Raw genomic sequence first — 22,457 nt, forward strand, 5'->3', positions numbered from 1 at the left:
GCTTGAGTACAAGGCGGCCTGGTATGGTAAACAGGTTGTGGTGGTATCGCCATACAAAACCTCGCAACGCTGTTCAAATTGCGGGTACGACGACGGAAAACACGCGCTAGACGTGCGCGAATGGACCTGTCCACAGTGTGGCACGCGCCATGATCGTGATATTAACGCCGCTAAGAATATCTTGGCGGCTGAGCAACAAACAGTCTAAAACCTGATAGGGTTTGTGGCGCGGGACACGCCTTGGTCAATAGCCGTAACCTCTGCACAAAAAGCTCAATGCTGGAAGTGTAAGTCAGCGGTGTTCCCAGAAGCTCGGTCATTTATGGCCGAGTAGTTCACTAAAAAAGGGAGGAATTGGGATGACTGCGAATCGGGAAGAGGCCGCACTGGCCAAAACGACCCCGCTCGATCGATCACTTGCCGATCTGTGGGCAGGTCGGGTCACTGAGGCGATGTCGATCGAGGCGTATATTCAAACGATCAGTCAGGCGGAAGACAAGTGACAGCCGGCGGTTTCGCTTTGTGAAAAAATGCGTCCGGATCGCTCGACAACGCAGAATCGACCGGGCAAACGCAAAAACTTTTTCCCCAGATCAGCGACGTTGGGCCGGCTCGAACGGGATTCAGGCGCGCCACACCGCGGCGGAAAGCGGTTTACCAAGGCCGCCATGTTGCACTTGACGACTTGGGGGATTTTCGTTATTATACTGCTTGGGCGCTTTACTATTTTGTAAAGCCGATCGCGTGCAAGCTCCCTGTTCGATTGAATGGGGGGCTTGTTTTTTGTTTTTTCCCAGCCCTACAAATTCACAAAGGAGTTTTCATATGACCAAGTATATCTTTGTTACAGGCGGGGTCGTTTCATCTCTTGGCAAAGGGATCGTCGCGGCTAGTCTCGGTCGTCTGCTTAAGGAACGCGGCTTGAAGGTGACGATTCAGAAATTCGATCCTTACATCAACGTGGACCCAGGCACCATGAACCCATACCAGCACGGGGAAGTTTTCGTTACCGACGACGGGGCGGAAACGGACCTTGATCTTGGCCATTACGAACGCTTCATCGACATCAACCTGAACAAGTACAGCAATGTCACGACTGGGAAGATCTATAAGGAAGTGCTGGATCGCGAGCGCCGCGGCGAATATCTTGGCGCGACGGTCCAGGTGATCCCGCACATCACCAACATGATCAAGGAGAAGATCATGCGCGCCGCGACCAAGACTGATTCCGATATGATCATCACGGAGATCGGCGGGACGGTCGGTGATATCGAATCCCAGCCATTCCTTGAAGCCATTCGCCAGATGAAAAATGATGTCGGGGCTGACAACGTTTACTACATTCATGCAACGCTGGTGCCGTATCTCCATGCGGCTGGCGAGATGAAGACCAAGCCGACCCAGCATTCGGTCAAGGAATTGCGTAACATCGGCATCCAGCCGAACATGCTCATCTTGCGGACCGAAGCACCGGTCACCGAAGAGATGAAAAAGAAGATCGCGCTGTTCACCGACGTTGACGAAAACGAGATCATCGAGTCCCGCGACGCCAAGATCTTGTACTCGGTGCCGCTGGCAATGCAGGCGCAGGGCATGGACGAGCGCGTCGTTGAACACTTTGGCCTCGATGTGCCAAAAGCGGATATGAGTGCCTTTGCAAACCTGGTCGAGCGTATCGAACACCTTCAGGGCACGGTCAAGATCGCCCTGGTCGGTAAGTATGTCGAACTGAAGGATGCGTACATTTCCGTTGCCGAAGCCTTGAAGTCGGCCGGTTACTTCTGGAACAGCAAAGTTGAGATCAACACCTTGTTGGCCGAGGATGTGAACGACGAAAACGCCGAGGCGTTGCTGGGCGACGCAGATGGCATCCTGGTGCCAGGCGGTTTTGGCGATCGTGGCCTTGAAGGGAAGATTGCGGCGATCAAATACGCCCGTGAAAATGATGTGCCGTTCCTGGGCATCTGCTTGGGGATGCAAATGGCGTCTGTCGAATTTGCCCGCAACGTCCTGAACCTCAAGGATGCCGGCTCGACCGAAAGCCATCCGGACACGCCAGATCCAGTCATCGATCTGATGGCGGATCAGGCCGGCGTCAAGAACCTTGGCGGCACCCTGCGTCTTGGTCTTTATCCATGTGTTTTGAAGCCGGGTTCGGTGGCCGCAGCGGCTTACGATGACGTGGCTGAAGTGCAGAAGCGTCACCGTCATCGCTACGAATTCAACACGAAGTACCGCAAAGCGATGGAAGCAGAAGGCATGGTCTTCTCCGGTGTTTCCCCGGATGACCGCCTGATGGAGATCGTGGAGTTGCCAGAGAAGAAGTTCTTCGTCGGCGCTCAGTATCACCCAGAATTCCAGTCCCGTCCGAACAAGCCAGAAGGTCTGTTCAAGGCCTTCATCAAGGCGGCCGGTGACTTCTCAGATTAAGCATTGCAAAATACGGCGTGGGCAGAAAATTGGCCTGCGCCTTTTTTTGACGGAATCGCGTGATTTTTGAGCGGGTCTGCGTTGTTGAAAAATACGTCGCCGATTTAGTTTACCGGTGAGGCCTATCCGCTTGACTCGTTTAACGACGGCTACGTGTTTTTGCTGCCTGATGTGGGCGAAGCGGGTTATTTTGCGATGCGAGCCGGGTCAATAATTGTGAAATTTTTCTATTTTCTAACGAATAAGCGGTCTCAACGGTCAATGACGCTTGTGTTTTTACGCACAGTTCATTATCATTAAACGATGAGTGACTATAGGGTGTAACGGCTTGTGGGATGGTGGGGCAGCTACCTGGCTTTGGTGCCTGAGGCTTATTTTGCCTCAAGTGCATGAGCCAGGCAGATGTCGCCACCATGCGACCTGGCACCTGACTAACTCGAGCGGCACTATGCCGCACCTACATACCAGTGAACGCGTATCAACTTTTCGTGAAGCCGCGCTTTTTTTGCGCATCACCACCTTTTTCCAGGTCAGCTTCAGCCTGTCTGTTTCTCGTTATCGCGATCAATTTTGAGGACTACATCAATATGAAAAAAATGCTGATCCACGGAGGGAAGAAACTCTCCGGTACGGTCGTGATCGGAGGCGCCAAGAATAGCACAGTGGCGCTCATTCCGGCGGCAATTTTGTCGCGGACCCCGGTCACGCTCGAATCCGTACCGCTCATCCAAGATGTTTACAACCTGATGGACATTCTCAGTGAGATGAATGTCGCATCCGATTTTAATGACTGTGTGCTGCACATCGACCCCACCCATATTCAAAATGTGCCGCTGCCAAACGGTAAGATCAAGAGCCTGCGCGCGTCCTATTATTTCATGGGGGCGCTGCTGGGCCGCTTCGGCGAGGCGGTCGTTGGACTGCCCGGCGGCGACGATATTGGCCCGCGCCCGATCGACCAACATATCAAAGGCTTTGAGGCGCTCGGCGCCACGGTGACCAAGGAGCACGGCGCGATCAAGATCGTTGCGCCAAAAGAGGGGCTGCATGGCGCGCGTATTTTCCTCGACATGGTCTCAGTCGGCGCGACCATCAACGTGATCTTGGCGGCGGTCACTGCCACCGGCCGCACGGTGATCGAAAACGCGGCGAAGGAGCCGGAGATCATCGACCTCGCCACGTACCTCAATAACATGGGCGCGCAGGTCCGCGGCGCCGGCACCGATGTGATTCGCATCGAAGGCGTGCCGGAGCTGGCCGCGCACAATGCCCACACCATCATTCCCGATCGCATCGAGGCGGGGACTTATTTGGCGATGGCCGCGGCGATCGGCGACGGCGTCCAGGTCAAGAACATTATTTCGGAGCATTTGGACGCCTTTTTGGCCAAGCTCGAGGAAATGGGCGTCGTGATGGATGTCGGTGAGGACAGCATTTTCGTGTATCCCGCGGGCGATCTCAAAATGGTGCAGATCAAAACGATGCCATATCCCGGTTTTGCGACCGACCTCCAGCAGCCGATCACACCGCTTTTGTTGAAGGCGGAAGGCGAGGGCATCATCGTCGACACGATCTACCCGAAGCGCGTCCGCCACATTCCGGAGTTAGAACGGATGGGCGCAGACATCACCGTGGAAAATGATGTGATCATTTTGCATCACGCGGCGCATCTGCAGGGCACCGAAGTCACCGCCGAGGAGATTCGCGGCGGCGCAAGCTTGATGATCGCCGGGCTGATGGCTGATGGCGAAACGGTGATCACCAAGGTGGAAAATATTTTGCGCGGGTACGACCGTGTGATCATGAAGCTGCGCGGTCTTGGCGCCGAGGTGGAATTGCTCGATGATTGATTTTCATCAAGCCGCGTGGTAAAATTTTGAAGTTGTCTATAAACGATCTCTAGGTCAGGCAATGACTTAGGGCAAAAGGAGAAAATTCATTATGAAACAAGGCATCCATCCAGATTATCATCCAGTTGTTTTCATGGATTCGGCGACCGGCTACAAGTTCATCTCCGGTTCTACGAAGACTTCCTCTGAAACCGTTGAATGGGAAGACGGCAACGAGTACCCACTCGTCCGTGTCGAAATTTCTTCCGACTCCCATCCGTTCTACACCGGCAAGCAGAAGTTCAGCAAGGCTGACGGCCGTGTTGATCGCTTTAACAAAAAGTACGGTTTCGACAAGAAGTAATCAGTTTGACAAAAATGGCGGCTCGCGCAAAGCGGGTCGTTTTTTTGTGGGATGCGGCGCTGCGACGTTTTTGGCGGTGACCATCGAGTTTTAGAGCGGGGCGTGGTTGATTCGAAAAATTGCCCGGTTCGTCAGATAATGTTGGCGCTGCCAATTCTTTTTCGGGTAGGCTTTGCGGCTTGATGCATATCTGCACACGAACGGCTCACTTTTCCAACTATTGGGAACGATTTTTATAAATATTGGCATAGGCAAAAAACGTTCGTTGTTATAATGAAGTCATGTTAAGGCAGTAATCAAATTGCCTTAAGCTTACACATTAACTTACACTCCCAAAAAAGTTCCCCCAAACTTTTCCACCAGCGATGGTGGTTTTTTTTTTGCCCACAAAAACAGCCGCAGCGAGGCGGCCGGGTGCGCGTATGCATTCAGTTTGGTAGGACATTGGCGACCAGGTCCACAAATTCGGGGCCCGAGTAGATCGCCTGCTCCAATTTCAGATTACGCAATAATTTGCCATCGCGCACCAGCATCAGGTATGTGTCCTTGATGCCATCGTTGAGGCCAAGCGCGATGATGTCGTTGTGAATGACGACCACGCCGGAAGTCGGCACACTGCTTGCCTGCGTATCATCGTAAAAGCGAATGAAACGGTCAGGGTCGGTGGCCTGGGCGAGGCTGATCTGAATTGCAGGGACGCCGGGCAGTGCCGCCTCCCCGATGTAGTCGTTTTGGCTGCGGCTCATGCCCAGCGCCGCGCGCACCTCATCGGCGATGCGCCGGCTCTGCGCTTGCACCGTTTCTTCTGGTAAAAATGTGAGTGGCATGTTGCGACCTCCTTCGTTAATAAATTAACATCAGCTGATTGATACATCTTAATCATAACTGGTCTGCGGTGAAAAGGGGAGCGCAAGGCTTGCGACGGTTTGGCCAGCCCGCTAGACTATAAGAAAAGGAGTCCTGATCATGACATTTATAAAACGGATACTGTGGTGGGCCAATCTTGGCGGGGCCGCCGCCTATCTGATCATCTGCGGGGCGCTACTTGCGATGGGGCGCGCGCCATATCCGGGGCAGGCGATGCTGCTGGGGCAAGTGGCGTTCGGAATCCTCGCCACCTTAGCGCCAGGGTTCTTGGAACGCACTTTCCATTTTCGCTTCCCGGAACTGCTGGTGACGATCTTCTATTTCTTCATTTTGACCGCGGTCTTATTGGGCACGGGAATGCAGTTTTACAATATTCCTTATTGGGATAAATTCCTGCATCTCTTTTCCGCGTCGATGTTGGCGGGGCTTGGGCTTGCGATCTTCGGCGCGCTGCTCGGCCGCGACCAATTGCGGCGGACGCGCCCGCTTCTGCTCGCGCTGTTCGCGGTGGCGTTTGGCACCATGGTCGGCGTGCTGTGGGAGTTTTACGAATTCACGGGCGACGGCCTGCTTGGGCTGAACATGCAGCGCACGATGAGCGGCACCCATCCGTTGCTCGGGCGGCTCGCACTGATGGACACCATGGGCGATCTGTTCGCGGATTTCGGCGGCTCGCTCTTGCTGGGCCTGTTGTGCTACTTCGGGGTGAAAAAAGATCCAGCTTGGCTGGACACATTCATGTTTGAAAAGTCGGCGTAATGGCCGGCTTTTTTTGCGGCTAAAACGGCGTGGTGACGCGGATTCCAGCAATGCTTCGGCCAAACGCGATTTAACGGTTGCGTTCGAGTGAATAATGGCCAACTGACCATGGCCGTGCAACTCAGAGCGAATCTCCGGTCGGGGTGGTTTGGCCAAAACGCTGGTCTGGCGCGGTTTGTATGTTGGGTCTGGCATCACGGGTCGTTATCAGTCTAGCTGTGCCGTAAAAGCGTTGATATGACGCGGTTTTATCGTGACCTCAGGACTAAATTGAGGCGGCTCTTTTTTGCCACTTTTGGGGGTGGAAGCGCAGTGGTCATTTTGAGTGACGCTTCGTCTTGGGTGATAGCGGTGACAGACACCTGTCGCTGGAACTCATATTGCGGCGTCCGGACGCCAGAATCGATTGCAGACCCTGAGACCGCACGATCGACTTTTCTTGCCAATCGAGACAAATTTTCGGTTTCAGAGTTCGGACGCCGCACCTAATTTATATCGCACGTACCCCGGGTATGCGGATTTCATTTTTTAGGGACTTTTTCGAGAGTCGCATGCCCCGGGTACGGCAATTGGCGTGGTACGCCGCCATTGCTGGATAGTTTCATTCCTGGAGAACGCACAAGAGGAGGCGATCTGGGCGCAGGGTGTAGATTGGTGTGACCCCGTCACATTATTTGAGAGGGCGGCCCGAGGGAACGACAAGATTCACGGACCCGTGGACCGCAAATGTGGGATTTTTATGCCGATTTGGATCAATTTGCGGACTCGGGGTCCGGCGGTGCCGACCCGATTGCATGTGTGCGTACCCCGGGTATACGAATCGCTATTTTCCGAGGGATTTTTTTCGATATGCGCATACCCCGGGTACGCCGATGCTTATTTTGGCCACCGGCTTCTCGATATTTCCATTCGTAGGGAACACAAAAATCTGAGACGCCCGTTGTGTCTGGCGCAGATTGGTGTGACCCCGTCACATTATTTGATAGTGGGGCCCGAGAGAACGACAAGATTCGCGGACCCGGGGACCGCGAATGTTGATTGTTCAGGCCAATCGAGACAAGTTTGCGGACTCGGGGTCCAGCGGTGCCGACTCGGTCGAAAGTGTCCGTACCCCGGGTATGCGGATCACAATATTTCGAGGAAACTTGTAGATATTTGTATAACCCCGGTACGTCGATTGCCGTTGCATGATATCATTTCTGCCTAGTTGCAGAGGACGGGCACGCCCAGGTGAGGCCGAAAATATTGGTGTGATGCCGTCACATTATTTACCAACCTAAGAACGGGACGCGAACTGGTGTGACCCGGTCACATTACTTTTGATCGCGTCCCACTGCTCTTATTACCAAAAAGCGTCGTCTTTTCGGAGGGGCAAATAGCGTATCGTGTTCAGAGACCAAGCCTCGACTTTCAAAACGTTGAATTAACGGCATTCTTATCACAGGAAATTTGTCCCAGTCTCAAGTGACATCGTTGAGATTCGAAGAAACGTTGATCTAACGCGGTTTCTGGCGACCGGGCAAGACCCTGAGATTCGCGCTAGAAGGTCGATTTCGAATTAAATTCGGTAGATTGGTCGCGAAAATGTCGTAGAATGCGCGTGAGGGAGTTGTGCTCAAGTAAATACTGATATGCTTGTGGGTCTCTGATTTCGGGAAATGGATTCGATATCACGGCGCTCGCTGGTCCGAACAACAATTGGTGTGATGCCATCACATTATTTTCCGTCAGATATCTGGGGTAGGGGACGCTTAACGGTGAGTGCTCTGAGTCTGTCTATCTCTGAACGTTACTTTCGCAATCTCCGAGATCGAAAATGTCGAAGATCTGCCCCAGACTGAGAAAATTGGCATTCTCAGAGATCACGAGTTTGTGACTGCATCAGAGCTTCCGGACCACGGGACCGCGAATTTGTTCCTTTTTGTCCAGAAATGCAGCATCCACGGTCCCGTGGTCCGCACGCCCCAAGTGCCTGATGGAAAGAAATGTGATGGTGTGACACTGATATGAGGGTTCCCTGTATTGAATTCCAGGGGGCGCGGTCTCTGAGATCGGAAATATCGAGAATCTGCTTTAGAAGAAGCAAATTGGCAATCTCAGAGATCGCGGGATTGCGACAGTGTCAGATAGCCCGAGCACTTGGTCCGCACGCCCCCCAAGTGTCTGACGGAAAGTAATGTGATGGGGTCACACTGTTGTGAGCGTATCCCAGATGGAATCATGGTGGCCGCGATCTCAGAGATCGGAAATATCGAAGGTCTTGCCCATAAGAATCAAAATAGCAGTCTCAGAGATCGTGAGATTGTGAAAGCATCAGGTCTTCCGGACCACGGGACCGCGAATTTGTTCTTTTTATTCCAGAAATGCAACATCCACGGTCCCGTGGTTCGCACGCCCCAAGTGGCTGCTGGAAAATAATGTGATGGGGTGACACTGATATGAGGGGCGTCCAGATGGAATGCTGGGGAGCCGCGATCTCTGAGATCGGAAATATCGAAGATCTGCCCCAGATGAAGCAAATTAGCAGTCTCAGAGATCGCGAGATTGCGACAGTATCAGAACTTCCGGACTCATGGTCCGCAAATACGTCACTTTTAGTCCAGAAACGCAACACCCGCGGTCCCGTGGTCCGTCTGCTCCAAATGCCTGATGGAAAGAAGTGTGATGGCGTGACACTGATATAGAGTTCCCCCAGATAGAATCCTGGGGGACGCAGTCTCTGAGATCGGAAATATCGAGAATCTACCTTAGAAGAAGCAAATGGGTAATCTCAGAGATCGCGAGATTGCGACAGTATCAGAACTTCCGGACTCATGGTCCGCAAATATGTCACTTTTAGTCCAGAAACGCAATCTCCGCGGTCCCGTGGTCCGTCTGCTCCAAATGCCTGATGGAAAGAAGTGTGATGGCGTGACACTGATATAGAGTTCCCCCAGATGAAATCCTGGGAGCCGCGATCTCTGAGATTGGAAATATCGAAGATCTGCCCCAGCTGAAGCAAATTGGCAGTCTCAGAGATTGCAAACGTTGACCGTGCTAGCTTTTCCGGATTCATGGTCTGTAAATTTGCAACATTTTGTCCATGGAAGTCACATCCGCGGTCCCGTGGTCCGCCCGCTCCAAGTGTCTGATGGAAAATAATGTGAGGGGGTGACACTGATATGAGGACTGTCCAGATAGAATCCTGGGGGCCGCAGTCTCTGAGATCGGAAATATCGAGAATCTAACTTAGAAGAAGCAAATGGGTAATCTCAAAGATCGCGAGATTGCGACAGTATCAGAGCTTCCGGACTCATGGTCCGCAAATATGTCACTTTTAGTCCAGCAAGACAATATCCGCGGTCCCGTGGTCCGCACACTCCAAGGAGATGCGACCTCAGAGAACGCAAACTTGCGGAAAGCGCGCCATCGCTTCTAGATTCGTATTGGCCGTCAGCGAATCTTGTGTGACGCCATCACATTATTTTCGCTGCACGTCCCCGGGTCGGGCAACCGCTTCGGCTCACATCCGTCCAAGTTCGCGCCACGTCTCAAAGTCACAAAAAAGGCGGCCCCGCAAGACCGCCCACATGTGCTTAGTACCAGTTGCTCACTTGATGTTTGAAGAAATCGGCGGCCACGGCGCTGTCGGAGAAGGCGTCGTCGAGCGGCTGGACTAGGTCGCGGGACAAGTGCTCACGCTGGAGACGGCGGAGAAAGGCGTATTCGTCTAGTGCCGTCGCTTGTTTAGCTTCGTCGGCCTGCTGGGCAAAAAACAGGAGCCATTCGAGGCAATCCTTCAGCGGCAAAAATTCCCGGGCGTATTCCAGCGCCGGCTCGACGTCACTTGGGGCGGCGATCACAGCAAAATGGGTGAAGGCCTGCTTGGACATGCCTTCCGCAAAAATTGGTTTGCGGTGCTGGAGCTGGGTCCAAAAATCGTCAAAGGTCGGGGCGATCGTCAGCCATTGGTCGACCTCGGTGTCAATGTAGCGAACGGCCGCGCCTGCGTTCAGGTCAAAAACAAAATAACGCGCGCCATCTTGGGCAAAGGGCACCAGATGATCTGGCAGTGGCGCGGTCAGCCGCGGCCCCACTGTCGCCAAGGCGTGAAGCGAGACACCGTCTGGGGCCTCGCTGGTCGGCTCGGCAGTTGGCAGAAAATAGCGATCGGCAAAAATGCCGCGGTGGACCAACCGGTAATAACTGGCTGGAATCTGCTCGAGCTGGGGAATGGTTGGCAAGACCGGTTTTGTGATCTGAGTGGGCCATGGATGCATGACGCGCACCTCCTTTTCACCGCGTGCGTGCTGGGCGGCGATGATCTGCGTTCTGTATTCTTACTTACTTATATCATAGCAGGTTGCGTCGCGGGAATTCATTAAACGTTGTATAATATCGGGTAGAAAGGCGAAAGGACCGGAAAAAATTGCGTGATTCACTGATCTATGTTCATTATGAACCACTGGCCCACATGTTTTTGACCGCAGGCATCGGGGCCGCCGACATATTAGAGGCACATCCGGCGCCGCTGCGTCACCTGTTGTTATTGCCGCCGATCGACGAAGATGAATTCATCGACCCACACACGGGCTTTAACGAATTGAGTGGCGAAGAAGCGGTCACCACCTTTTTGCGTGGCAAAGAGGCGCGCACCCGCAACTGGCTGGATTACAAGCATGGGTCGTACTTGCGGGAACTGACGCCGACTGAGATCGCCGAGCTACTTTATCTCGGCCATGCCAAAACGCATATCCAACCGCCGTTTTATTATAAACTGCAAAATAATATGGTGCATCTGCCACTTCGGAATGGCATGGTCACGTTGTATTTTCGCCAGCTGGCCCAATTTTCATCAACGTTGGCGAGTGCCGTGGTTCGGCATCTGCGGCTGGCGGCCAACGACCAGCCGTTTTGGCTTCGCCTGCGTCAGCAGCATTTTCCGCCGCTTACGCCGGAAGTGGTCGGCCAGCTGTATCCATTGCTGGAAGATGGCATCTTATTTGACTTTTCACGGGGGATCTTTAGTCAAGGATCGGTCACGATTCCACTTTTGGCGTTGGCGGATCGGTTCGTTCCGGATCGCCTGCCAGATCCAGCCGGGGTCACCCAGCGCGGCGACTTGGTGTTGGATCGTGAGGCGGGGACTTGGCAATTGGCGCTGCATGAGCAGTGACCGCAGAGAAATGGGGAGTTTCAGTAATGAAAATGAAGTTAGCCGAGATCGCGCGGGTCGTTGGGGCGCAGTGCCCGTATTCGGACGCGGATAGCCCGACCATCACCGGGGTGGCGTTTGACACGCGCCAGTTGAAACCGGGGGACCTGTTCGTGCCGCTCGCCGGCGAGCGCGACGGGCATGAGTTCATCGGCGCGGCCAAGGCCAAGGGCGCAGCGGCAACGTTTGTGGCAACGGATCACGAGCCGATCGAAACGGCTTTGCCGCAGCTGGTGGTGCCGTCGCCGCTGACTGCGTTGCAACAATTGGCGCAATATTACCTATTAATGAAGGTCAATCCCAAGGTCGTTGCGATCACCGGCAGTAATGGCAAGACCACGACGAAGGACATGACCGCCGCAGTGCTTGCGACGCAGTATCATGTGGTGAAAACGCCGGAGAATTTTAACAATGAGATCGGCGTGCCGGTCACTATTTTGGGCATGGACACCAATACCGAGGTGTTAGTGGTCGAAATGGGGATGGATCGGCCCGGCCAGTTGCACGCGATGAGCACGTTGGCGGAGCCGGATGTCGCGGTGATCACGATGATCGGGGAGGCCCACATCGAATTTTTCAAGACGCGCGACAAGATCGCCGATGCGAAACTGGAGATCACGGATGGCCTCAAGGAAGATGGGCTCTTTATTTACAATGGCGACGAGCCGCTGTTGACCGAGCGGGCGAAAAATGTGGACCAGGGGCAAAAGACGTTTGGCCTGGGCCCGGAAAATTCGCTGTTTGCGCGGGACATTGAGAGCTTTGAAGACCACACCGATTTTTCCCTGTCGCGGTGGCCGGATCTGAAGTTCACCATTCCGATCATGGGCGAATATAATGTGACAAATGCGCTGGCGGCGATTCTGGTCGGGCGGCGCTTCCATGTGAAGCCGGAGACGATTCAGCGGGCGCTGGCGCATTTTCAGGTGACGAAGAACCGGACGGAGTGGCTGACGGGGGATGCCGGCGAGTCGATCTTGTCGGATGTTTACAATGCGAACCCGACGGCGATGAAGGCGGTCATTACTGATTTCGCAGAATTTCCGACGACCGGCCGGCGCATTGTGGTGCTGGGCGATATGCTGGAGCTCGGGGATCTTGCCGGCGATCTGCATGCTAGTGTCGCAGAGGCGATCGATCCGGCGAAGATCGCCGAGGTCTATCTGTATGGCACGCAGATCACGAGTCTGCAGGCGGCCCTGGCGGCGAAGATGCCGGCCGACCGCGTCCATTATTTTGCCACCCCGCACCAGGCAGATCTGATCGACGCCTTGCAGCAGGATATTTCCTATCAGGATATGGTGCTGCTCAAGGCGAGCCACGGCCTGCACTTGGAAAATGTGGTGAAGGCGCTGGTCGAGGGAAGTCACGCGTAACACAATACGAATTCGCAAAACGGTGGGCAAAAGGGCCTGCCGTTTTTTTGATTCAGGGTGCAGCGCGCGGCGTTCAGGTCTGAGCAGCTAGTTCTGCCTAGATGCGAATGGCGTACTTGGCCATACGCGACTAGTTCGGCCTAGACGCTTCAGACCTGCCGCGCGGAGCCCAACTTAGATCGCGGTCATCTACTGCAGGACATGGCTGCGAAAGGGCATTTTGGACGGTATGGACGTGGCAAAATCGAAAAAAGTTTTGCCTCGATTTTTTGAATAAATACTTCTCGTAGACGGCGCTTGCCGCCTTTTTTTCAGCATTTCGGCGTAGGAAAGGCGGGTTCTGTGTCAGGATATGACGCAATGATGAACCGCTTTACTTAGTGCAGTGGGGCGGAAGACAGAAAACCACATATGAGAGCGTTTCCGTGATATGCTTATCGCAAGTAAGTGAGGAGGGACAACGATGACGATCACGATCAAACGCGCAACGGGGACGACCACTTTGACGGATGAGGAAGCGATCAAGCTGACGTCCGGCCGGGATTTTTGGGCAACCGAGGCGCTAGGCGGCATTCCCAGCATTCGGATGAGCGATGGCCCGCACGGCTTGCGGTATCAGGCGACCGCGGCGGATCATTTGGGCATCAATGAGGCGGTGGCCGCGACGGCTTTTCCAACGGCCAGTGACAGCGCCAGTTCCTGGGACCCGGACCTGCTGGCCAAAATGGGGACGGCCATCGGGGAAGAGGCCCGCAGTATGAAGGTCGATGTGGTGCTGGGCCCAGGCATCAATATCAAACGCAACCCACTGGGCGGGCGGAGCTTTGAGTATTTTTCCGAGGATCCGCTGTTGGCCGGGACGTTGGCCAGTGCCTGGATCCGCGGCCTCCAAAGCACCGGGACGGGGGCGTCGCTGAAGCATTTTGCGGGGAATAGTCAGGAGACCGCCCGGCTACGCTCGGATTCGCTGATCGATGCGACCGCGCTGCACGAGCTTTACCTGGAGGCGTTTCGTCTCGCGGTGACGTCCGCCCAGCCGGAAACGGTGATGATCGCGTACAACTTGGTCAACGGGGTGTACATGAGCGATCACGACTATCTGCTCGGCGAGGTGTTGCGCAAGCAGTGGGGCTTTGACGGGATGATCGTGTCGGACTGGGGCGCACTGAACGACAAGACGGCGTCGCTGATCGCGGGGACGGATCTGGAGATGCCAAGCTCCGGCCACATTTTTGACAAGCAGGCCGCCCGAGCGGTGAAGCAGGGCCGCTTGCCTGAAGCCAGTCTCACCCGCGCGGCGGAAAAAATCGCGGCGGTGGCCGACAAGCAGCGCCCTATTTTCACCGGGAACAGGGAGACCTTGCTGAGCGAAAACGCGGACCTTGCGCAACAGATCGAAGAACAGTCCGCCGTGCTGCTGAAAAACGATGAGGTGTTGCCGCTTGGGGACGGCACCCGGGTCACGGTGATCGGGGCGCTGGCGGCGCAGACGCGGATTCAAGGCGCGGGCTCGTCGCACATCACGACGCCGGAGACCAGCACGATCTTGCAGGGGCTCACGGCGGCGGGGCGCGCGGTCGATTATGCGCCGGGCTATCAATTGGATGGCGCGGTGAATGCCGAGTTGGTTCGCGATGCGGTGGCGGCCGCTGGCAAAAACGACACGGTGATCTTGACGCTGGGGCTGCCGGCGACGGCCGAGGCGGAAGGCAATGACCGCAGTGACATGGCCCTGCCGGCGAATCAATTGGCGCTGGTCGACCAGCTCTTAGCGGTCAACCAAAATGTGGTGGTCCTGCTCGTGGCGGGGTCTGCGATCGAGTTGCCATTTGCCGACAAGGTCCGGGCGATCTTGCATCTGTTTTTAGGCGGCGAACGGGTCGGGGCGGCTGCGGCGCGGCTGTTGTTCGGGGCGGTCAGCCCGTCTGGCAAACTCGCGGAGACCTTGCCGCTTCGCTACACGGATGTGCCGTCCAGCGACTTATACGGCCGCCAGCCGCTGAGCGTGCCTTACGCGGAAAGCTTGTATGTCGGGTATCGCTACTATGATAAGGCAGCTATTCCGGTGGCGTTTCCGTTTGGCTTTGGGCTGAGCTACACCACGTTTGCGCTCAGCGAGATCGAAACGCCGACTGTTTTGGCCGCCGATTCGGTGACGGTTGCCGGGAGCGTGTCAGTCAGCGTGGCCGTCGATGCGACAGTGGCGGTCACGGTCACTAATACCGGTTCGGTGCGCGGCGCCGAGGTGGTCCAAGTCTATGTGGGCCAGGTGGATCAAGCGCAACTCGCACCAGAAAAAACCTTGGCCGCCTTCGCCAAGGTGTGGCTGAATCCGGGCGAAAGTCGGCAGGTGACATTGACGGTGCCAAGGCATGCGTTTGAGCGCTGGCACGAGGCGGCCCAGTCGTTTACCTTGGCCGGCGGGGATTGGCAACTCTTTGTCGGGACCTCCAGTCGCGACATCGTAGCCACGCGCCCGCTGCATGTTGAGGCGCCGGCTTTTCGCATCACGGCGCCGCAGTGGTACCAACAGCCGGTGGGCATTCCAACGCTCGCCGCGTTCACCGAGCTGTCGGGTCTGACGCTGGCAGATCCGCCGTCGCTGACCAAAGGGACTTTCACGCCGCTGAGCACGCCGCGTGAAATGGCGCCAAAGTCCTGGCTTGTGACGAAACTGAGCAATGTGATCATCGGCAGTATGCAAAATAATGATCATGTGACCCCGGAGTCGCCTGAAGGCCGGTTTTTGGCGACGATCGTCTGGGACACGCCCCTGATTCGGCTCGCGCAGCAAAGCGGGGGCAGTCTGAAATTGTGGATGGTCCGCGCGCTGGTGTGGTTTGCGAATCACTAGATGCGAAGAAGTGGGGCAGCTGGCGGGCTTGGGTTCGCCAGGGAAGCGTCCTCAACGCCAGGTCCGGTTTTGAAAAGCAACCTTATTTTTGCCATCAAGCACCGTGTTTGAGAGAAAGCACCTTTTTTGAAAAGCAGTACCATTTTTGTCGGCCAGGGGGAACGGTCTCGTGAGCGTGAGAAAGAGGGGAACATCATGGAAGAAAAGCAAGTGACGCGCCAGACTGGAAATGGCGAGCGCATCAGTTTTTGGTCCTACTTCACCGGGCAAGGCATGGCGAACAGTTTTTTGACCGGGATGCTGACGACGTATCTATTGATGAACGGCATCGCGCTGGCCCAAGTGGCGTTTGCGATGGTCGCGGTCAAATTGTGGGACGCGATGAGCGACACATTCTTTGGCGTTTTGTTTGACAAGATTCACTTCAAGTCGGGCCGAAGCCTTCCGTGGCTGCGCGTGGCGATGGTGATGGTGCCTGTGATGACCATCATTGTTTTCAACATTCCGGGCTTTTTGACCCCTGAGGCAAAATTGCTGTGGTTTGCGCTCAGCTATGTGCTTTGGGACACCGTCTACACGATCTCCGATGTGCCGATCTACAACTTGGTCACCTTGATGACGTCGGATACCACCGAGCGCAACAGTATTTTGTCCATTGCCCGAATGGCCGCGTTGGTCGGGACCTTTGTGACCAGCATGGTGGCGACGTTCATGGTTTCAGAGGCGGGCGGCTTCACGTTCGGCACCGCGGCGATCGTACTGGCCATCTTGATGTTTCTGCTGATGTCGCCGGTGTCGTTTGTCGCCAAGGAGCGCGTGCACACGACGACGCAAAGCGCGAGTTACACCCTGCGCCAAATGTGGCAATACGTGCGCTCGAACAAATACCTGCAGCGCTATTATCTCTATTACATCATCGCAGGGATCACTTGGACCAACTCGGCCGTCGACCTCTTCGTCTCATATTACTTCTTCGGTTCGGCGCTGGTCTCGACGCTGACCATGGTCGCGATGGCGATTCCAATGGCGCTTTTGGCCCCGTTGATGGGGATGATCCTCAAGCATGTCGACAAGTTCCGCCTGTTTTTCTGGAGCGCGGCGGCCTTGGCGCTCACCACATTTTTCGTTTATCTGGGCGGCACGCACAGCCTGTGGGTCTACCTCGCACTGGTCGCGTTGCGCTCGATTCCGCAGGGTGTGGTGTTGACGCTGAATCTGACCTTCACGCCTGATGTGGTGGAATACGGCAAGTTCTCATCCGGCATCGACGCGCGCGGCATTGCATTTGCCATTCAGTCGTTTTCGGGAAAATTGATCTCGCTGGCCCAACCACTGGGGTTATTTGTCCTCGGCCTGTTTGCCTGGCAACCGATTCAGGCCAGCAGTTTCGCCGACCTGCAAAAAATGGCGATCACGCAAAGCACCACGGCGCTGAATGGCCTGTGGCTGGTGGCGGAACTCTTGCCGGCGATCGGCGCAGCTGTGGCCCTGATTCCACTGCTGTTTTATCACCTCAACGACCATGATGTGCAGCTGATGGCGTCGGCCAATGCCGGCACCATCACTGCGGATCAGGCGCGCGCGCAATTGTCGCGGAAATATTAGGAGGACAAGGGTATGGCAGACGTCAATAGTCATCGCGGCCAGGCGCCGACCTGGTTTGAGCAAGCCGATTTCGGCATCTTCATTCATTGGGGCCTCTACAGCGTGCCCGCCTATGCGCCGGCGCCGATCACCGGCCCGGGCAAGCATCCGACGCTGCGCAAGCAGTTTGAATATCAGCCTTACGCCGAGTGGTACGCGAACTCGATGCTTTTTGAAAATGGGCCAACGGGGCAATATCATCGGGCACATTATGGCAACGCCCCGTATGCCGATTTTGCCCAGTCCTTCAAAGACACGGCGAAAAATGTCGACGTGGAAGCATGGGCGGATGCGTTTGCGGCGGCCCATGCGAAATACGTGGTGGTGGTGACCAAACATCATGATGGCTTCGTGATGTATGACACCGCGGTCCGCAATCCGCACCAACCCGACTACCATCTCGGCTTTGATTTTGTGGGCGAATTGGCCAAGGTGGTCCGTGCGCGGGGGATGCGGTTTGGCGTGTATTACTCCAGCCTGCTGGATTGGACGTTCAAGCACGACCGTATCCAAAGCGCGGCGACATTTTTGCTGGGGAATGACACGAGCCAGCGTTACCTCGATTACGTGTGGGATCAGTGGCACGAGCTGATCGACCGGTATCACCCAGACATTTTGTGGAGCGACATCGGCTATCCCGTCGACCCGCGGCTCCCGCAGCTGTTTGCCGACTACTACAAGGCGGTTCCGGAAGGCATGGTCGACGATCGCTGGGGCAGCTACCCGAACGCACTGCGCCACAAGCCGCTTTACCCGCTGTTCAACCTGGGTGGTGCGATCGTCAATGCCCGGGCGAAAAAAACAAACAAAAGCACGCCACCGCAGTACTACGATTATCGGACCCTGGAATATTCGAGCACCTGGACCGGCGCGCCAGATTATTACGAAATGACCCGCGGCATGGACCTGTCATTTGGCTACAACCAAGCTGCCCGCCCAGAGGACTTCATCACAGCCGATGACGTCCGGCAACTCGTCGCCCAAGGCCGCAAAGACCGCGGCCGCCTCCTCTTAAACGTCGGCCCAATGGCAAACGGTAAACTGCCGGACCCACAGCAAGCTGTCCTGACAGACCTCGCCAGTCGCCCATTATAATAGAAGAAACAAAACGAAAAAGCGGCTCGCGGGCCGCTTTTTTGGTGGAGAAAAGGGGGGCAGTCTTCAGACACCTCGATCAGTTGCTGAAAAGGAAATGCTTAACGGAAAATCAGAAGACACAGGCCCCCAATTGTGAAAATGGCATGAAGGGCAGAGGGTTCGCACAAAACGGAGAACAGCATACAATCCTTTCGAACATCGATCTAAAAAGAAACCGAGCACCTAAAAAACACAGAAAAGCGTACTGAGCCAACTATTGAAAACTGGATATGAGGGTGGGCTGCGGCCAGAAACGGCTCGCTTCGCATGTCCGGGCGTAAGGCGTAAACGCCTAACGCCCGAATCAAGCCCCCTCGTCGGCGTTAGCGGCTGTGCCGCTTACACCGAAAGTGAGCTTTAAGACCGCGAACTTTGCGGGTTTAAAGTCACTTGTCCGCTCTACTAGGGTCGCCAGCCAGTTTCTGGCCGGCGCCACCCGAGCGTCTACAAAGCATTTCCAATCTTCTTGATGACCTGTCGCGCGGTTTGTGTTTTAGTGCAAGCAGTGGTAAGATATTCCAGACACTTTTCAGAAAAGTGGTCGATATGCGGCGAGATCTGCGAAACGGATGATGAGACTTCCTCTGTTTGGCCACGCGCTGCATCGCAAAACAAGGAGGAACTTATTTGAAATTCAAAGAACTCGGACTCGATCATGACCTGCTCAAAGCAGTGACCCGCGCCGGTTTTGAAGAGGCAACGCCGATTCAAGCAGAGACCATTCCGCTGGTGCTCCAGGGCAAGGACGTGATCGGCCAAGCGCAGACCGGGACCGGTAAGACTGCCGCGTTTGCCTTGCCGATCATGCAAAACATCGACTTCGCAGACCGCAACGTACAGGCGCTGGTCATTTCGCCAACACGCGAGCTGGCCGTTCAGACGCAGGAAGAATTTTACCGCCTCGGCAAGGACAAGAACGTCAAAGTCCAGGCAGTTTATGGCGGGGCTGACATGCGCCGTCAGATCAAAGGTTTGGCGGATCATCCGCAGATCGTGGTCGGGACCCCTGGCCGTTTGCTCGATCATTTGAACCGTCACACCCTGAAGCTCGGCAACCTCAAGACCCTGGTCCTGGACGAAGCCGACGAAATGCTCGACATGGGCTTCATCGAAGACATTGAAAGTATCGTGAAGACCGCCCCAGAAGGCCGCCAGACGTTGCTGTTTTCCGCAACGATGCCGGCGCCGATCATGCGGCTGACCACGAACTTCATGCACGAACCGGTCACGGTCAAGATCAAGTCCAAGGAATTGACCGCCGACACCGTTGAGCAGTATTATGTGCGCTCGAAGGAATTTGAAAAATTCGATATCATGACGCGCCTGTTTGACGTTCAATCCCCAGAACTTGCGCTGATCTTCGGCCGGACGAAGCGCCGGGTCGATGAACTGACCAAGGGCCTCAAAGCCCGCGGTTACAAGGCGGAAGGTATTCACGGCGATCTGACGCAGCAAAAGCGTATGTCCGTTTTGAAGCAATTCAAGTCTGGCGAGCTCGATTTTCTGGTCGCGACGGATGTGGCGGCCCGTGGGCTTGATATTTCCGGCGTGACGCATGTGTACAACTTCGATATTCCGCAAGACCCGGATAGCTATGTGCACCGCGTTGGGCGGACGGGCCGTGCCGGGAAATCCGGCGTCGCGGTCACGTTTGTCACCCCAAATGAGGTCGACTACCTGCGCACCATCGAGGATCTGACCAAGAAGCGGATGATGCCGCTCAAGCCGCCGACAGAAGAAGAGGCGTTCATGGGCCAGGTTTCCACCGGCCTGTCCACCATCAAAGAGCAAGTCGAAAATGACGACAGCGACAAGTACGAACCAATGGCTGAGAGTCTTTTGGAACAATACACGCCGGTTCAATTGGTCGCGGCGTATCTGAAGGCTGTTTCCCCGGATGATGCCAGCACGGTGCCGGTCAAATTGACGCCGGAGCGCCCGTTGCCGCATCACGGTGGCCACTCCAATTATCGTGGGGGCTACAAGGGCAATCGCCGCAGCGACAATCGGCGCGGCAATGATTACCGCGGCGGCCGCAGCAATGCCAGCACCAGCCACGGCAACAGCAGTCATCCCTATGACAATGCCCGTCGCCAGGATGCCAAGCGCAAGGATCGCCAAGAAGCAAAACGCAGCTTCGACGGTCGCAAGAAGCGTTATTAATTGAAGCGTGTTGTGGAAAAAGCTGCCAGCGATGGGAGCTTTTTTTGCTGGGGAAAAACGCGCAGGCACGGGGTTCATCTTGGCGTGACCAAGTTTCACGCGCTCTGAGCGGACAAGCGCGGCGGGCCGGCTTATAATGAGACCATCAGGAAAAAAAGGGAGGGTCCGCTTTGATCGCAGGACTTGGTATCGATCTGACAGAGATCGCGCGCATTCAAGATGCACAGGCACGCAACCCACATTTTGCAGAAAAGGTCCTGACGCCGCGCGAATTGGCGATTTTTGAGCACATGGCGCCGGCGCGGGCGGCGGAGTGGCTCGCAGGCCGATTTTCCGTGAAGGAATCGTATGCCAAGGCGTTCGGCACGGGTCTGGGTAAGGTCGCGCTGCATGATGTCGAGGTGCTCGACGATGCCAGTGGCAAGCCTGTTGTGACGGCGCATCCGTTTACCGGGCGGGCGCTGGTGTCGATCTCGCACACGCAAACGCTGGTGATGACAGAAGTGATCTTGGAGGCAAGTGACAAATGAGTATGGTAACGGCAACTCTGCGGCCCAGCACGGTGCTGGTCAACGAAACGGTGATCTTACATAATGTGGCGCATGCGCTGGCCCGGCTGGATGCGGGGACGGAACTGTTTGCGGTGGTCAAGGCGGATGCGTATGGACACGGCCTGCTGCGGGTGGCGCGCGTTGCGGAAAAGGCGGGCGCGACCGGCTTTTGCGTGGCCGTATTAGACGAAGCGTTGGCGTTGCGCCAGGCCCATTTTACCCAACCGATACTGGTGTTGGGGTTGATCGAGCCGCAATATGCGCCGGTCGCCGCGGCCAACCACATTAGTGTGCCGGTCGCCAGTGCCGCCTGGCTCGAGGCAGCCTTGCCGCTTTTGACGAGTGAAAAATTGCCCCCGCTGGCCATTCATTTGGCGATCGATACGGGCATGGGCCGAATCGGGTTTCAGACGATCGCACAAATGCAGGACGCGCTGGCCGTGATCGGCAAGCAGCCTGAGTGCTTTGATGTGGCCGGCATTTTCACCCATTTTTCCACGGCGGATGAAAAGGACACGGCGTATTTTGAGATGCAGGCGCGGCGGTTCAATGCGTTCACGGCAGCGTTGCCAAAGCGGCCGCGCTATGTGCATGTGTCAAATTCCGCGACTAGCCTGTGGCATGCGGCTTGCAATGGCAACATGATTCGCTTCGGCGTTGCGATGTATGGGCTCAATCCATCGGGTCATGCGATTCCCGAGGTGCCGTATGCGCTGGAGCCGGCGCTGAGTCTGGTGTCGCAGATCGTGTTTTGCAAGCAGGTGCATCAAGGCGATGCGATCTCGTATGGGGCCACGTATCGCGCCAGTGGCGATGAGTTTATCGGCACGGTGCCGATGGGCTATGCGGATGGCTGGCTGCGGCGCATGCAGGGCTTCCACGTGCTGATCGATGGGCAATTTTGCGAGATCGTCGGGCGCGTCTGCATGGACCAGTTCATGGTGCGGATGCCAAAAGCTTATCCAGCCGGCACGCCGGTGGTCTTGGTGGGCCAAAGCGGCGACCAAAGCATCAGCTTGCAGGATGTCGCCGATTATTCGGACACGATTCACTATGAGATCGCCTGCAGTTTGGCGGCGCGTCTGCCAAGGCAGTCTGTGGCGCCAATCGAGTAAGCTCTTGGCCGGCGCGTCAGGTGGGCATTATGTTAGACGATAGAAGAGGGGGGAAACGCGTCCGACTGCGGGTGCGTTTTTCCTTTTTGCGCATCGTTTTTTGAATTAGGGCAAGGAAACACGTTCTTTCAAGGACGTGATGAATTGCCCTTTTTCTGTGTCCCAGGCACGCTC

General features: G+C 55.7%; 16 protein-coding genes. 14 read left to right on the forward strand and 2 right to left on the reverse strand.

Going from position 1 to position 22,457, the window contains the following annotated elements:
* The 5 genes from JUE67_RS11835 to JUE67_RS11855 all read left to right on the forward strand — a co-directional run.
* Positions 1-208: zinc ribbon domain-containing protein (locus JUE67_RS11835; protein ID WP_203637171.1), on the forward strand; the 208-nt coding region annotated here is incomplete at its 5' end.
* Positions 209-359: 151 nt separating this feature from the next.
* Positions 360-503, forward strand: coding sequence for a hypothetical protein (locus JUE67_RS11840; RefSeq protein WP_203628546.1), 144 nt, complete (start codon positions 360-362; stop codon positions 501-503).
* A gap of 322 nt (positions 504-825) precedes the next feature.
* Positions 826-2,430, forward strand: coding sequence for a CTP synthase (gene pyrG / locus JUE67_RS11845; protein WP_203628545.1), 1,605 nt, complete (start codon positions 826-828; stop codon positions 2,428-2,430).
* Between the two features lie 587 nt (positions 2,431-3,017).
* A complete protein-coding gene (gene murA, locus JUE67_RS11850) occupies positions 3,018-4,280 on the forward strand; it encodes a UDP-N-acetylglucosamine 1-carboxyvinyltransferase (RefSeq protein WP_125697977.1) in 1,263 nt (420 codons plus the stop codon).
* Positions 4,281-4,371: 91 nt separating this feature from the next.
* Positions 4,372-4,623 (forward strand): type B 50S ribosomal protein L31, encoded by a 252-nt coding sequence (locus tag JUE67_RS11855; protein ID WP_125697975.1) that lies wholly within the window; start codon positions 4,372-4,374, stop codon positions 4,621-4,623.
* Positions 4,624-5,051: 428 nt separating this feature from the next.
* Here the strand turns inward: JUE67_RS11855 and JUE67_RS11860 are convergent, their stop codons facing one another.
* Complete coding sequence (locus tag JUE67_RS11860) at positions 5,052-5,450, reverse strand: hypothetical protein (RefSeq protein WP_203628544.1); 399 nt, start codon at positions 5,448-5,450, stop codon at positions 5,052-5,054.
* A gap of 139 nt (positions 5,451-5,589) precedes the next feature.
* Between JUE67_RS11860 and JUE67_RS11865 the strand changes: the two genes are divergently transcribed.
* Positions 5,590-6,249, forward strand: coding sequence for a DUF2238 domain-containing protein (locus JUE67_RS11865; protein ID WP_203628543.1), 660 nt, complete (start codon positions 5,590-5,592; stop codon positions 6,247-6,249).
* Between the two features lie 3,575 nt (positions 6,250-9,824).
* On the opposite strand, the gene JUE67_RS11870 is transcribed toward JUE67_RS11865, so the two are convergent.
* A complete protein-coding gene (locus tag JUE67_RS11870; protein ID WP_203628542.1) occupies positions 9,825-10,508 on the reverse strand; it encodes an SMI1/KNR4 family protein in 684 nt (227 codons plus the stop codon).
* 149 nt (positions 10,509-10,657) lie between these two features.
* On the opposite strand from JUE67_RS11870, the gene JUE67_RS11875 reads away from it, so the two are divergent.
* The 8 genes from JUE67_RS11875 to alr all read left to right on the forward strand — a co-directional run bounded on the left by JUE67_RS11875 (position 10,658) and on the right by alr (position 22,283).
* Entirely contained in the window at positions 10,658-11,404 is a 747-nt protein-coding gene (locus JUE67_RS11875; protein ID WP_203628541.1) for a hypothetical protein, read from the forward strand.
* A gap of 26 nt (positions 11,405-11,430) precedes the next feature.
* Complete coding sequence (locus tag JUE67_RS11880; RefSeq protein WP_203628540.1) at positions 11,431-12,819, forward strand: UDP-N-acetylmuramoyl-tripeptide--D-alanyl-D-alanine ligase; 1,389 nt, start codon at positions 11,431-11,433, stop codon at positions 12,817-12,819.
* A gap of 463 nt (positions 12,820-13,282) precedes the next feature.
* Positions 13,283-15,673 (forward strand): glycoside hydrolase family 3 C-terminal domain-containing protein, encoded by a 2,391-nt coding sequence (locus JUE67_RS11885; RefSeq protein ID WP_203628539.1) that lies wholly within the window; start codon positions 13,283-13,285, stop codon positions 15,671-15,673.
* A gap of 195 nt (positions 15,674-15,868) precedes the next feature.
* Positions 15,869-17,278 carry an MFS transporter gene (locus tag JUE67_RS11890; RefSeq protein WP_203628538.1) on the forward strand — a complete coding sequence of 470 codons (1,410 nt, stop codon included), beginning with the start codon at positions 15,869-15,871 and terminating at the stop codon, positions 17,276-17,278.
* A 12-nt stretch (positions 17,279-17,290) separates the two neighbouring features.
* Positions 17,291-18,412 carry an alpha-L-fucosidase gene (locus JUE67_RS11895; RefSeq protein ID WP_203628537.1) on the forward strand — a complete coding sequence of 374 codons (1,122 nt, stop codon included), beginning with the start codon at positions 17,291-17,293 and terminating at the stop codon, positions 18,410-18,412.
* A gap of 669 nt (positions 18,413-19,081) precedes the next feature.
* A complete protein-coding gene (gene cshA, locus JUE67_RS11900; RefSeq protein ID WP_203628536.1) occupies positions 19,082-20,617 on the forward strand; it encodes a degradosome RNA helicase CshA in 1,536 nt (511 codons plus the stop codon).
* 170 nt (positions 20,618-20,787) lie between these two features.
* Complete coding sequence (gene acpS / locus JUE67_RS11905; RefSeq protein WP_203628535.1) at positions 20,788-21,147, forward strand: holo-ACP synthase; 360 nt, start codon at positions 20,788-20,790, stop codon at positions 21,145-21,147.
* Positions 21,148-21,149: 2 nt separating this feature from the next.
* A complete protein-coding gene (gene alr, locus JUE67_RS11910) occupies positions 21,150-22,283 on the forward strand; it encodes an alanine racemase (RefSeq protein ID WP_203628547.1) in 1,134 nt (377 codons plus the stop codon).
* Positions 22,284-22,457 lie beyond the last annotated feature (174 nt).

It is taken from the genome of Lacticaseibacillus mingshuiensis, from assembly GCF_016861785.1.
Classification (GTDB): Bacteria; Bacillota; Bacilli; order Lactobacillales; family Lactobacillaceae; genus Lacticaseibacillus; species Lacticaseibacillus mingshuiensis.

What these genes read in the sequence shown, in the direction of transcription:
- JUE67_RS11840 (WP_203628546.1), top strand. Translation starts at nt 360, where the DNA reads ATGACTGCGAATCGGGAAGAGGCCGCACTGGCCAAAACGACCCCGCTC.
- pyrG (WP_203628545.1), top strand. Translation starts at nt 826, where the DNA reads ATGACCAAGTATATCTTTGTTACAGGCGGGGTCGTTTCATCTCTTGGC.
- murA (WP_125697977.1), top strand. Translation starts at nt 3,018, where the DNA reads ATGAAAAAAATGCTGATCCACGGAGGGAAGAAACTCTCCGGTACGGTC.
- JUE67_RS11855 (WP_125697975.1), top strand. Translation starts at nt 4,372, where the DNA reads ATGAAACAAGGCATCCATCCAGATTATCATCCAGTTGTTTTCATGGAT.
- JUE67_RS11860 (WP_203628544.1), bottom strand. Translation starts at nt 5,450, where the DNA reads ATGCCACTCACATTTTTACCAGAAGAAACGGTGCAAGCGCAGAGCCGG.
- JUE67_RS11865 (WP_203628543.1), top strand. Translation starts at nt 5,590, where the DNA reads ATGACATTTATAAAACGGATACTGTGGTGGGCCAATCTTGGCGGGGCC.
- JUE67_RS11870 (WP_203628542.1), bottom strand. Translation starts at nt 10,508, where the DNA reads ATGCATCCATGGCCCACTCAGATCACAAAACCGGTCTTGCCAACCATT.
- JUE67_RS11880 (WP_203628540.1), top strand. Translation starts at nt 11,431, where the DNA reads ATGAAAATGAAGTTAGCCGAGATCGCGCGGGTCGTTGGGGCGCAGTGC.
- JUE67_RS11885 (WP_203628539.1), top strand. Translation starts at nt 13,283, where the DNA reads ATGACGATCACGATCAAACGCGCAACGGGGACGACCACTTTGACGGAT.
- JUE67_RS11890 (WP_203628538.1), top strand. Translation starts at nt 15,869, where the DNA reads ATGGAAGAAAAGCAAGTGACGCGCCAGACTGGAAATGGCGAGCGCATC.
- JUE67_RS11895 (WP_203628537.1), top strand. Translation starts at nt 17,291, where the DNA reads ATGGCAGACGTCAATAGTCATCGCGGCCAGGCGCCGACCTGGTTTGAG.
- alr (WP_203628547.1), top strand. Translation starts at nt 21,150, where the DNA reads ATGGTAACGGCAACTCTGCGGCCCAGCACGGTGCTGGTCAACGAAACG.